The following is a 13,116-nucleotide window of genomic DNA, read 5'->3' on the forward strand; positions in this document are numbered from 1 at the left end:
TGGGTCAGTACGTGCGAGTGCGGTGTGCTCAGGGGCGCGGACCTCCCTCCGGGGTGTCCGGGGCGTCGCCGGGCTCCCAGCTGCCCGGCAGCATGGGCGCGACGGGTCCGTCGCCGAGCCCCGAAGCGTCGGAGGCCAGCGTGGTCAGCCCGCCGGCGACGGCATCGGATCTCGTTGCGGTGCCGGTGAATCCCATCTGTCCTGCGCCTCGCGTTGAGGCACTCACCGACGGCTCGCGCCGCGGTTCTGGACCCGGGCCCGGCTCCTCGTAGTCCATGTAGGCGTCCGCGTAGCCGAAGTCCTCGAGTTCCGCGGCCCGCTTGCGCCGACGCTTACGCCGTGCCGCCACCGAAGCGGCGACTCCTGAGGCGGCGGCCGGGATGCCCGACGCCGGTGCCTGGGCGCTGGTCTTGTCGCGCAACGTCGGGGTGAATCCTTCACCCGGGTCACCACCGGCCACGGCGTACATCGCCGGCGGCGCGGCCGCACCCGCGGGAGCCGCCGGAGCGCTTGCGGCCGACGCGGCACCGCCTGGTGCACCGGCGGCGCCGGTGGCGGCACCGCCACCGGACGGCACACCGGCCAGGCTGTACACGTTCGGCTGTTCCGCTCGGGGCTGGGTCGCGTCTTGCGGCGCCTCCTCGGGCGCGACCTCTGGTTCCGGCTGCATGACGTGATCGATCAGCAGCACCAGCCCGGTGATCCCGAGCGCCGCCAGCGCCGGGATCAGGAACGGCGACGCCAGGATCATGCCCCATGTCGGCCAGCCCACCAGGTTGAAGAACACCTGGTAGGCGACCGCGAACAGGAACGGCCCCCAGGTGGTCAGAGCACCCGACGGGTTGGTCAGGAAATCGGTGATGAGTTTCCCGAGGTTGCCGATGGGGTCTTTGAGGAAGTCGATGATCTCCTGCAGGCCCGGAACATTCTTGAGGTACTGCTCGAGCAGATCGGACAGCCAGTCGGAAATGCTCAGGGACGAACCGGAATCGCCGGCCTGGGCCTGGGTGGCCAACTGCTGTGCCGTCGCGGCGGCATCACCGGCCTCCCCCACCCCCGGTGCCAAGAGCACCGGTGCCGGCGTACTGGTCGGCACGGCCGCGACCGCGGCACCCAACACCGCCTCGTAGGTACTCATGGTGGTGGCGGCCTGGATCCACATCCTGGCGTAGTCCGCCTCGTTGACGGCGATGGGAATCGTGTTGATACCGAAGAAGTTCGTCGCGATCAGCACGCCGTGGACCACGTGGTTGAGTGCCAGTTCGGGCAGGGTCGGCATGGCCGCCAACGCGGTGGTGTACGCCGCGGCGGCTGTCTCGTGCTGCACCGCAACGGCGGCGCTGTTCGCGCTCTGCTGCGCCAGCCATGCCAGATACGGCCCGTGCGCGGCGGCATACTGCTCGGAGCTCGGCCCCTCCCATGCGCCGGCCTGCACGGCGCTCAGCACACTGGTGAGTTCAGCTGCTGCAGAGGCATATTCAGCGCTCAGCGCCTGCCATGCCCCCGCGGCGGCCAGCAACGGCCCGGGACCAGGACCGCTGGAAAGCAGCGCCGAGTGGGCCTCGGGTGGCAGGGCCATCCACACGGGGGCTGTCATCTCAGATACCGCGGGCGATCAGGTAGGACGACGCCGCCATCGCGTCACCGGTCGCATAGCTCGCACCGGACTCGCCGACACCGACACCGGAGCGGCCGAGCTCCTCGACACCGTGGGCCGCGACCGCGTTGTGCTGGGCGCCGTGGGCGCTGAAACCTGTTGCGGTCAAGAGTGAGACGGGGTCGGCGGCAGGCGGAACCACCGCGGAGACCACCGGTGCGGCGGCGGCGTGGGCAGCGGCCAGCCGCGCGGTCAGTGCCTCCACGGCCGAACCGGCCGCGGTCAACCCTTCCGGGATTACCCGCAATGTCATCGGTATTCCTTTCCTGTGGTGTTGGTTCCGTTGTTCGCCGACAGCGCCGAGTCGGCGCCGAACGGATTGACCAGTTGCACGAATTCGGGGGCATCGCCGTCGCCGAGCAACATGCCGCGTCCCGCGGGGAACCGGGCGAACCGGTGGCCACGGATCTTGCCGCTGTCAGCCGGATTGCCCGACAGCATCAACGTCGTCGCCTGCAGGTCGTTGAGCCGGCGCAGCAGCGGCGCCGTCATCACCGCGTGCGCCGATCCCGTGGCCCTGGCCGTCACGATGACCCTCAGCCCGAGGTCCGACGCCTCGGCCAGCAGACCCACGATGGTGGTCCACGGCCGTTGCCCCGCGAACGGGCCACTGACGGCCGGACCGTCGGGAATCTGGTCCACATCGTCGACGATCAGATAGTGCGTGTGCCCGGTGTTACCCCATCCGCTGAGCTCTTGCGGACTCAAACCGGCGGGCGGACGGCGCTTTTCGATGAGCGCCGAAAGCCCCAGCATGGCGGGCAACACGCGGTCGATGTTCGCGGTGTACTCGTTGTCGGCGAACAGCGGTTCGTCGACCAGGTGCAGCCTGCGGTCGATCACCGTGAACGCGACCTCGTCCGGTTGCGAGTTCTCCCGGATGGTCCGGATGATGTGCCGCAGCAGCGTCGTCTTGCCCGACTTGGAGTCGCCGAACACCGTCAGCAGTGGGTTGTTCGCGAAGTCGATGGCGACAGGCGCCAGATCCTCTTCCCGCTGGCCGATGACCACCGTCTCGGGCGCCGGGTACAGCGGGGCCACCGCCGCCGGAGACAGCTCGGCGGGCAGCAGCCGCACCGGCGGTGCACTGACACCCGGGTGGCGGGCGTTGATGACAGCGATGTCACTGAGCGACGGCCGCGCGAACAGGAAGTGCTCGGCCGCCATGGTCAGACCGCGACCGGGCTGGTCGGCGGGGACCGACTCGGCGGGTCGACGCAGGGCGCCCACCACCCGAACGATGCTGTCGTGTGCGTCGTGCAGTTTGAGTTCGAGCCGCAGACCCAGGCCGTCACGCATCGCCAGCGGCACCTCCAGCCAGTTCGGCGTGGTGATGATGACGTGGATGCCGTAGGCCAGACCGGTGTTGACGAGTTCGGTGACCTTGGCCAGCAACGGGTTACGGGTGTTGAACGTGTCGGTGTTGTCGCGACTGAACGCGTACAGGTTGTCGATGACCAGGAATACGGCACCGTAGCCATCGGAATAGGTGCGTTGCCTGCTGACCGAAGCCTGCTTCTGCCGGGCGCGTAGCAGCTGCTCGAGCTCGCCGAAGGTCCGCCTGATCCGCTCGGGCTCCAACGGCGTCGCGACGCTTCCGACATGAGCCAGGTCCTGCAGTCCGCTCAGCTGACCGCCGCCGTAGTCCAGGCAGTAGAACGTCACCTCACGAGGCGTGTGCAGCGCGGCTGCCGAGAGGACGAACGTCTGCAGCGCAGTCGATTTGCCCGACCTGGGTCCGCCGTGGATCAGAACATTCGCCGCCGACGAGTTGGCGTCGAAGACCAGTGCGTCACGCCGCATCTCGAACGGCTTGTCGATCTCGCCGAGCGGCCAGCGCAGCTGACCGGCTTCGATCCCGGTGCGGGCCAACACATCGTCGAGCGGGATGGCCTCGTCGAGTGGCGGCAGCCACAGCGCCGGTGCGTGCGGACCGTACTGCGCGAGCTGCTCGCCGATGGTGGTGATCAGCTTGCGCGGTGGCAACGCGGCGAACTCGTCGTCGTCGCCGCCTGTCACGACGACGGTGTCGGGCTCCGGCTCGACGCGGCTCGCGGTGAACAACTGAGGCTGCGGAAGTGCCCGCACCACAATCGATTTCTCGACCTTCGGCGGATCGTAGATGCCGTCGACGTAGGTGCTGCGGAACTTGATCGGCACCGCACCGGGCGCGGGCACCAGGAAGCCTTCGCCCTTGTGGTCGCGGCCCGACTCGATGTGGTAGGCGTCCTCGACCCCGATGATCTGCCGCGAGATGCTCGGGCTGGCGACCTTCAGACCGATGCGATAGGAGGTGTTCTTGTCGATGTCCTTGATCCGCCCCACGTCCAGCGTCTGCGACGCGAACAGGATGTGGATGCGGAACGAACGACCCTTGCGCGCAACATAGTCGAACAGCTCGGCGTATTCGGGGTGATCGGCGAGCATGAGGGTGAACTCGTCGGCCACCACGAACAGCGTCGGCATGGGCGGCAGATCATGGCCCGCCGCGATCGCGGCCTCGTACTCGGTCACCGAGTTGAAGGCGCTGCCCTGCACGCGTCGACCGGTCTCCTTGAGGATCTGCTCGCGGCGGGCCACCTCACCGCGCAGCGTGTCGGCGAACCGCTCGGCCAGCGACCGCTTCTCGGCCATGTTCGAGATCACCGCGACGACCTGGGGGAAGTTACGGAAGATGTCGGCCCCGGCCTCACCCTTGAAGTCGGCATAGATCACGATCAACCGATCTGCGGGGTGGGTTGTCAACAGCGCCAACAAGATCGACATCAGGGTCTGCGACTTGCCGGAGCCCGTCATACCGATCATCAGGCCGTGCGGGCCCATCCCACCCTCGGCTTCGTCCTTGAGGTCGAAGTACAACGGCTCGCCGGTTGCGGTGACGCCGATGGGGACTCGCAACTCTTCGTCGCGAGGCCGGGGTGCCCACAGGCCCGCCACGTCCAACGCGGAAGCGTCGGGGATGTCGAGCAGTGTGGTGAACGTGGCGCCGCCGGTCGAGGTGGACCGTACATAACCCGGGTTGGAGTCCCAGCGTGAGAGCCGGCGGGCGATGTGCGCGGCTTCGGCGGCCGACATCTCGTCAGCACGGGCGACATACGGCTGCCACCCGTTGCTCTGCCAGCGCTCGATATGGCCGTCGGCGATCCGCAGGACGGGCCGCTCGGGGTCCGGATACTGTTCGCGGTTGGGCAGATTGGATGATCGATGGATCACCGTGACGCCCGCGAGGCCGGGTCGCCGCACGATGTCGTCGGGATCCGCGTCGGGATCGTCGAGGATCACCAGCAGATGCTTGGCGGCCAGGTCCGCCTCCCCCGGGAACGGCGGCCGGTCACCGAATGCCGGTTGCAGCAGGGCGCGCAGCTCGCCCACGTTGTCGGCGAGGTAACGGGCCGGGCCGACACCATCGGCCTGTCCCGGGATGTCGACATGCGGAAGCCATTTGAGCCACGACCAGTCATCGGAGTCGACGCCGGCCGAGGCCAGCGCGACGCCGAGCACGGTGGGGTCGTGCCAGGTGACCGCCTGGGCGATCCAAGCTCGCACCGCCGCGCGCACCTCGTCGTCATCGCCCAGGACGGTGATGCGGGCCAGCTTGGTGACGTCGATGCCGGTCGGCGCGTCGCGCACGGTGCGCTGCACGTCGAGCAGGCCACGAAGGGTGCTGTGCGACACCGGTTCCAGATCGATCTCGTCGACGGTGTCCTTGACCCGCATCGCGGCATCCAATGGGACGTCGTGCAATCCGGCGCGCAGCACCAGGAAATCGCGGTCGCGGGGGTCGCGCTCCCACTGCCTGCGGGTGCCGGGGATGGTGGCCAGCACCTCGGGCGCGGGGTGCGACCACTCCAGTGCCGCACGCTGTTGGGCTGCATGCGCGCGGACGTTGTCGCGAACCACCGACAGGTAGCGCAGGTAGTCGGCGCGCTCGGCGTCCACCTCCTCGGTGCGCATCTTGTCGCCGCCGCCGCGGTACAGCGCGGTCGCGGCCAGCAGCATCACGAACGGGAAGAACAGGATGGTCGGCGAGATCAGCCGCATGCCCGTGGCCACCAGCGCCACGATGATGCCGACGATCAGGATGACGATCAGGTACGGCAGCACCCGGCGCAGCAGCGACGGCGGAACCACCCGCGGCAGTTCCGGTGGCGGTTCGATGGTGATGGTGCCCTTGCGGGTGGTCGGCGGCGCGATGCGGCGCCGGTGTTCGAAGATCAACCTGCTCATGAATGGGCCTCCAACCGGGCCGGGCCCGCATCAGCCGACAGGGCGTCGTGCGCCACCAGCGCGTCGCCTCGGGACAGGGTGGGGCCGGCCGCGAACTGGGCCAGCACCGACCATGGGATGGGCAGGGCAGGGTTGTGCAGGCCCAGTGCCCCGACGATTTTGTCGTCGCCGGCGGTTTCGATGCCGTACCGCACACCGGTGTCACTCACCCAGAACAACGAACCCGCCGTCGGCGAGCCGGGTTCGGCGCCCACGGTCTGGACGAAGTAGCCGGTGCCCGGCGTGAGCGCGACGCGGTTGGCCGCACCGCCCCGTCCTGCGCCGACCAGGTCGACGGTGTGCAGCCCGTCGGGCAGCGGCAGCGTCGCACCCGACAGCAGGGTCAGCGAACTCTCCGTGGCCCCACTGGGTTTCGTCCACTCGGCGCACGTGACCGGATCGGCCGAGGGCTGCACCAGATGGATCGGCTGCTCGGGGAAGGCGGCGGTGTCGATGGCGCGGGAGACCGGCGCCGCGGCGACCACGTCAGCGCCCAGCCGCGGCGGCTGTTCGAGACCGTAGGAGTCGGTGTTGCGCAGGATCGCGGCCAGTACCGGCGACACCGGCTGCAGGCCATCGGCCAGCACCGCGTAGTACCGCAGGCTGTTGTCCGCGGCGAACGCGGTCACCACGGCGCCGACCGGCACCGGGATCGGCAGTTCGAAGTGCGGGGCCGCACCGGCATCGGCGATGGCGGGCGCGGCCAGCGCCGGCGCCTCGCGGATCGCATTGAACAGCCCGGCCGCGATGGGGCGGGATGCCGCGACGTCGGGTCCGAGGCCGAGTGCCTCGGTCACGGCGCGGTTGCTCACATCGATAGGGCTGCGCTTGCTGTCCCACAGCAGCCAGTCCCCCGGGTTCGGACCGGAGCTGTTGTGCACCAGCACGCCCCGATCGGCAGGCAGCGACACCGCGCGTTCACCGCCGGCGCCGGGGCGGCCGACGAGCACCGTCACGCCGGTGTTGGGACCCGAAACCGATTCGCACACAGTCCAGTCCGCGTCTGTGGCGGTGGCCTGCACCATCCGCTCGGGCGCCCCTGGGATGCCGAGCAGGTTGCCCCGCGGATACTTGTCGATCTCGCTGGTCTTGACGGTGGTGGGATTGTCCGCCGCGCCGGCGATCAGCCGGGCCGAGGTCAGGTTCAGCACGGGATGCAACTGCTCGCCGACGAGCACATAGAGCGCTGCGGTAGACCGGTCGGCGAGCACCTTGTCGTGGCCCGCGACTCCGCCGGGACGGATGAGCGAGAAGACGAAGCAGCCGATCAGGCCCGTCACGACGATCAGCGCGCCGGTCACGACGGCCCGGCTCTGAGTACGCAACGGGTCGACGAGCATGCGGGTGTCGTGCAGGGCGACTCCGGATGCGATGCGGCGCATGATGAATCGCCATCCGGTCACCTGGTGCCGGGTGACGAAGCCGCGGCGGTACTGCACCCGGTCGGGGTTCTCGTTGACCGGCGTGCGCGAGCTGAACGACCTCCGGTCGGGGCCGGGCCCGGTCATTCGGGCACCGTCAAACCGAGGCCACGCAGCAGCGGGGCGGCCGAGTTACGGACGTCACCGGCCGTGATCGTCATCATCTCCTCGTCGGTGAAGTCATCGGATTCCAAGTGGTCCAGCCGGTATTCGCGTTCCTCCTCGGAGCGTTCGACCAGGTTGCGGACGAAGCGGCCGTTACCGGCGATGTCGAGGCTGCGCCGTGGCACGCCGTTGGCGTCGGGCATGGTGGCCTCGGCCAGGTGGCCGAACAGCTTTTCCATGTCGTCGTGGGCCGCGGTCTCGAAGAGGCTGTCGCGCTTCTCGGCCATCCGGACGGCGATCTCCACCAGTTCCGACGAGCTGTAGGACGGGAAGTCGATGCTGCGCGTGAAGCGCGACCGCAGACCCTCGTTGGTGTCCAGGAAGTTGTCCAGATCCTTGCGGTAGCCCGCGACGATCACCACGAGGCGGTCGCGGTCGTTCTCCATCCGGGCCAGCAGCGTGTCGATGGCGACCAGACCGAAGTCGTTCTTGGCGCCCGTGGAAACCAACGCGTACGCCTCATCGAGGAACAGCACGCCGTCCAGGGCACTGTCGATGATGGCATTGGTCTTGGCCTCGGTCTCCCCGATGTGCTGGCCGATCAGATCGGCGCGGTGCACTTCGCGGACCGTCTCCTTCTTCAAAAGGCCGAGACCGCAATAGATTTTGGCGACGACACGGGCAATGGTGGTCTTACCGGTTCCGGGCGGTCCGGCGAACACCAGGTGGTTGGTGCGTTGCGCGACGGCCAGGCCGCGTTCCTGACGCCGGATGGCCATGGCCACCGAGCTCTTGAGCCGGGCCACCTGAAACTTCACTTCTTCCAGACCGATGAACTCGGCGAGCTCCGCCTCGGCCTCGATCAGCAGGTGCGCCTTGCGTTCCTTGGCGCCGGGGTCGACGAACTCGTCCTCGGTCGGCTCGGTCGCCGGATCCCACGGATCGCTGCGAGCCTCGATGCGCGCCGACGTGGTGGTGACCAGCCCGAATGTCGGGTCCAGCAGCGCCTCTTCGACCTGCGTGTTCTCCGGGTGCGCGGCGAACAGATCCTGCAGGACATCGTTGGCTTCCTCGTCCTCGCCCTGGCCGCGCAGGGTCAGGGCCTTGGCCAGCGCGCCGTCGACGGCGGCCACCGCGATCGGTCCGGACGGTTCTTCCAGGTACGAGAGGGCGGGTGCGAACATACCGAGCCGGGCCAGCGCGATCCCCAGGGTGGTCTTGGCCGCGTGCGCGGTCACGTCGTCGAGGGACTCGTCGGTCACCACGGGGGTGAGCAGCCGCACGACGTCTGACCAGCGTTGCGCGCGGTGGTTGATCGCGACCCGCAGCCAGCGCGCGCTGAACCAGCCCGGCCGTCGCGTCAGGACTTCGTCGACCAGTGCGTCGGCCTCGGCCAGTTCCCCGGCCTCGCATCGCCGCGCTGCGTACGCAAGCTGGAAGTCGTCCGCGTCGGTGGCCCGGAATGCCAGGTACAGCCCGGTGTCGTAGGTGAATCCGAGGTCGCCCGCGGCGAGGTCGATCTCACGCTGCAGCTGTCCCGCGCTCGCCACCGTGCGCCACACCGAGTCGATGACCGGAGCCGATACGTCGCCCGCGGCGGCGAGCCCGATCCAGGCGTCACAGTGGTCGTGCGCGATGTGCACCAGCCCGGCAAACCCGGACCTGGCGGCGGCCAGATCGGCCGGGCGCTGCCGGTCGTTGACCGTCAGGCCGAGCGCTCGACAGCACGTGGCAAAGCGGCTGACCACATCGCGGTCGAGCCTGGGTGCTCCCTGAACCGGAGCGGCGAGCGTGTCACTACCCATATGCGTGCACGGAAGCGACATCCGCCCCCGTCTCTCTCCCTTATGTATGCCTAAGCTAACTTTCGGCTGAAGTTAGCATTGCATAACTTAAGTGTCGAGACGCACGGTATCGGGAAGAGCCGTGAGCCGCCTCACGTCTTGCGGGCGGTGACCAGGCTGTTGGAATCGAGCATGTGCCGAGCATCAGTGCCGGGAGCAGGGAGTTCTCGGCCCAGCTGGCGGATGTAGTCCGACAGGCCGGTAGTGGCCGCAGTCCAGCCATGTTCGGAGAACCACTGTTCGGCGGGTGCGTGCTGTTCGTTGTAGACCAGCGAGAAGAACTCGGTCTCCTGCCCGGAGACGCGGCCCTCCGCCCGCTTGGCCTCGAACACCTCGCGGTCCATGGGCATGGCCTCTTCGACCGCGACGAAGCTGCCGGGGGCCGCCAGGGCGTCGATACCGGCGAACAACTGCTCTTGGGCGGTAGCAGGCAAATAGATCAGCAGACCCTCGGCAATCCACGCCGACGGCTTCGACGGGTCGAAACCATGGCTGCGCAATGCCTGCGGCCAGTCGTCGCGCAAATCGATGGCGATCTCACGGCGCTCGGCCGTCGGAGCGTCACCGTGGCTCTGCATCGTCTCGCGCTTGAATTGCAGCACCCGCGGCTGGTCGAGTTCGTAGACGACGGTGCCCGCCGGCCAGGTCAGCCGATAGGCCCGGGAATCCAGGCCCGCCGCCAGCAGCACGACCTGCTGCACACCGGCCTGCGCGACGCGCTGAAAGTAGTCGTCGAAGTACCGCGTGCGGGCACCCTGGAAGTTGACGAAGTGTCCACCCCACTCGGTGCGCAGCGGGAAGTCCGCGTCGGCGTCGTCGAGTGCCGCGGCCGCATCGCCGCCGACAGCGCGGCAGAACACCTCGGCGTAGCGGTCGATGGCCAGCGGATCAGGTTTCTGCGCCTCCAAAGCCCTTGCCGCGGCGACGAACAACGCGGTCTGGCCGACGCTGGTGGAGATGTCCCAAGTGTCTTTATCGGTACGGCTGCTCACGGCCGCGAGAGTACGCGCCGAAGCTGACAGGCCTCCTACACCAGCGGCCGTCCCGTGCGGATACGCCAGTTCAGTTCCAGCAGTAGCACATTGAACGGGAACTGCCGCACCACCGGCGGCAGCACGTGGTTGACGGCACGCAGGACAGCGATGAGCCGGTTGAACCGGCGTTGCCTGTGCGCATCCCACGGCAACTTCATCTCGTCGCGGAACCGTTGCGGCAGAAAGCCGGTGGTGATCAACTTGGCCGTGCCCTCCGAGGCCCGCCGCAGCGGGCCCGGCAGGGTCACCCCGCGCAGCCGGGCGACCGCGATCGGGTACAGGTACTCCCGCACAGCGTCGTCGATGTGCACCTGCTCCAGCGACTCCTGCCAGTACCGATCGAACGCCGCCCGGTCGGCCGGCCACATCTCCTGCGGCACCTGCAGCGTCGTCCCCAGCGTGACGCCTTCCCGGTAGTGCCGGTCGGCGGTCTCCTCGTCCATCTCTCCCACGAACATCCGGTACACGTCCACGGCCCCCTTGTAGAGGCACGCGGCCACCCACAGCTGCAGCCCCTTGTCGAACGCGTTGTACTGCACCGGGCTGTCCTCGGTCGAGTACACCTGCGCGTGCGCCTTGTTCACCGCCCGCCGGAACGCAGCCTTTTGCTGGTCGGTGCCCCGGGTCGCCACCGCGAGGTAGGTGAAGGTGGTACGTGCCCGCTTGATCGGATGCCGGTCGACGCGTCCGCTCTCGACCCGGCTCTCCATCACGCCGTAGCCGACTCCGGGCCGCGCGAGCTGCATGATCACGTTCGCCGGGCCGGCCAGCAGGGCGACACCCATCAGCCCGTCGTCGATGGTGGCGCCGCGCCTGCGTCGCCTGGCCGTGAGCTTCGGGTGCGGCGGCTCACCCATGGCCCGCTCGACATGCAGGATCGGCTCATCCACCGTCATGATCACCCCTGAGGCAAAGTTGAGAACGTGTGTTTCCTGATATTGGCGGGGCGCCTGACAGGTGTCAAGATGTGTCACGATATCTGCGTGACACCGGTCCGGCCCTACCGCGGCATCGAAGCAACCGCTCGCCTCGCCCAGCGGCGTCGTCAGTTGCTGACGGCGGGGCTCGATCTGCTCGGCGCCGAAGGAGCCGAGGCCACCGACTTGACGGTGCGCGCAGTCTGCGGCCAGGCCGGACTGGCCGCGAGGTACTTCTACGAGAGCTTCACTGACAAAGACCACTTCGTCGCGGCCGTCTACGACTGGGTCATCGGCGACATCGCCACCTCCACCCAGGCCGTCGTGGCGGCGGCACCGCTGGCCGAACAGACCGGCGCCGCGATGCGCAACATCGTGCGAACCATCGCAGAGGACCCGCGGGTGGGCAGGCTCTTGTTCAGCAGCGAACTCGCCAACGAGATGCTGGCCCGCAAGCGGGTCGAATCCACCACGTTCTTCGCCATGCTGCTCGGCCAGCACGCCGAGGCGGCGCTGAACCTCGAAGAAAACGAACATCTCAGAGCCACAGCGCATTTCGCCGTCGGCGGGGTGGCCCAGACCATCAGCGCATGGCTGGCGGGCGAGCTGCGGCTGAGCCCCGAGCAACTCGTTGAGCAACTACGGTTGATGCTCGACGGACTGGCGGGCATCGAGTCGCAGCGAAAGGTGCCGTGAGCGGCCCCCAGCTGTTCCGGCCCAGCGCAGCGCTGGCGTCGCACGTCGACTTCTTCGGCTACTGGGATCGCGCCCGCGGGCCGACGCATCGCAGCCGGGCACTGCCCCGCGGGGCGGCCACGGTGATCATCGACCTCAGCCCGCGCCAGCAGGTCGATTTCTACGCCGCCGACGGCACCACGCGCCTCGACGTACCGCCCGCCTTCATCGCAGGAGCGGGCAGCATCTCGTATGTCACCCAGATCGACACTGCCCAAACCGTTTTGACGATCCACTTCCGGCCCGGGGTGATATTCGCCGCTGAGCTGAGCGACTTGGAGAACAGCTGTGTGGCGCTGACCGACGTCTGGGGTTCGGCCGGAGCCGGCCTGCACGCGCGGCTGCTCGACGCATCATCGCCTACGTCCCGCATCGCACTCGTGGAACAGTTTCTGTTACCCAGGATCCGGCCACGGCATGCCGAGGTGAGCGCGGTGCTCGCCGCCGCTGAACGCGACCCGTCGATGCGTGTCGCGCAAGCCGTTGCGCTGACCGGACTTTCGCCGAAGCGCCTGATCGCGCTGTTCCGCAGCGAGGTGGGATTACCGCCCAAGGCGTACCTGCGGGTGCGGCGACTGCAAGCCTCGTTGCGCCTACTCGACGGTGGCGCGACCCGCGGCGCTGACGTCGCCGCGCTCCTCGGTTACTTCGATCAAGCCCATTTCGCTAGGGAATTCCGGGAATTCACCGCGATGACGCCCAAGCAGTACGCGCACCGGCGCATGTGGCTGCCCAGCCACGTCGGGCTCAGTAACCCGTCGTAGCGGTCGCCTCGTTCATCGCGCCGCGTTCTCGGGCGCAGGAGAACACCTGGCCCTTGGAGCCACTGATACCACTGATCTCGATCACCGTGCCCTGGTCGAATTCGGTGTCCAGGCAGGCGAATCGGCCCTCGGCACTGGTGCCGGGCAGGTGCCTACTTTCCCGTGAGGCCCGTACGTACGTTGCGCGGCAACGGTTTTGCGTCAGTCGGTTTCGTGACGAGTCGATTTGACGACCAATGGCATCCATGTGCCGGAACCGCTCCTCGTACACGCGCCGAAGTCTCTGCGCCGTGAGTCTCACCTCGGCGAGACGAGCGCATCCGTAGTGCGATGCAGGCCGAACACGGAATGTGTTGGGGATCACAAATACCAC

Annotated in this window: 9 protein-coding genes; 2 read left to right on the top strand and 7 right to left on the bottom strand. The window is 68.2% G+C overall.

Annotated elements, in window-relative coordinates:
• Positions 1-28 precede the first annotated feature (28 nt).
• The 7 genes from BST13_RS21760 to BST13_RS21790 form a co-directional block, all read right to left on the bottom strand.
• On the bottom strand, positions 29-1,597 hold the full coding sequence (locus BST13_RS21760) for a PPE family protein (protein ID WP_083166096.1): 1,569 nt from the start codon (positions 1,595-1,597) through the stop codon (positions 29-31).
• A 1-nt stretch (position 1,598) separates the two neighbouring features.
• Complete coding sequence (locus BST13_RS21765) at positions 1,599-1,910, bottom strand: PE family protein (RefSeq protein ID WP_083166097.1); 312 nt, start codon at positions 1,908-1,910, stop codon at positions 1,599-1,601.
• Entirely contained in the window at positions 1,907-5,884 is a 3,978-nt protein-coding gene (gene eccCa / locus BST13_RS21770) for a type VII secretion protein EccCa (protein WP_083166098.1), read from the bottom strand. The genes BST13_RS21765 and eccCa overlap by 4 nt, the downstream gene beginning before the upstream one ends.
• Complete coding sequence (eccB, locus tag BST13_RS21775; protein ID WP_083166099.1) at positions 5,881-7,431, bottom strand: type VII secretion protein EccB; 1,551 nt, start codon at positions 7,429-7,431, stop codon at positions 5,881-5,883. The genes eccCa and eccB overlap by 4 nt, the downstream gene beginning before the upstream one ends.
• Complete coding sequence (gene eccA / locus BST13_RS21780) at positions 7,428-9,197, bottom strand: type VII secretion AAA-ATPase EccA (protein ID WP_083166155.1); 1,770 nt, start codon at positions 9,195-9,197, stop codon at positions 7,428-7,430. Before eccA ends, eccB begins: the two co-directional genes overlap by 4 nt.
• 188 nt (positions 9,198-9,385) lie before the next feature.
• Positions 9,386-10,285: a class I SAM-dependent methyltransferase gene (locus BST13_RS21785; protein ID WP_083166100.1), complete on the bottom strand. Its 900-nt coding sequence runs from the start codon at positions 10,283-10,285 to the stop codon at positions 9,386-9,388.
• A 35-nt stretch (positions 10,286-10,320) separates the two neighbouring features.
• The gene (locus tag BST13_RS21790; RefSeq protein WP_083166156.1) at positions 10,321-11,223 is read right to left on the bottom strand and encodes an oxygenase MpaB family protein; all 903 of its coding nucleotides are present in this window, start codon (positions 11,221-11,223) and stop codon (positions 10,321-10,323) included.
• 69 nt (positions 11,224-11,292) lie between these two features.
• On the opposite strand from BST13_RS21790, the gene BST13_RS21795 reads away from it, so the two are divergent.
• Both BST13_RS21795 and BST13_RS21800 read left to right on the top strand, forming a co-directional pair.
• On the top strand, positions 11,293-11,940 hold the full coding sequence (locus BST13_RS21795) for a TetR/AcrR family transcriptional regulator (RefSeq protein ID WP_245839764.1): 648 nt from the start codon (positions 11,293-11,295) through the stop codon (positions 11,938-11,940).
• Positions 11,937-12,743 carry a helix-turn-helix domain-containing protein gene (locus BST13_RS21800; RefSeq protein ID WP_083166101.1) on the top strand — a complete coding sequence of 269 codons (807 nt, stop codon included), beginning with the start codon at positions 11,937-11,939 and terminating at the stop codon, positions 12,741-12,743. Before BST13_RS21795 ends, BST13_RS21800 begins: the two co-directional genes overlap by 4 nt.
• Positions 12,744-13,116 lie beyond the last annotated feature (373 nt).

It is taken from the genome of Mycobacterium aquaticum (assembly GCF_002086485.1).
Taxonomy (GTDB): domain Bacteria; phylum Actinomycetota; class Actinomycetes; order Mycobacteriales; family Mycobacteriaceae; genus Mycobacterium; species Mycobacterium aquaticum.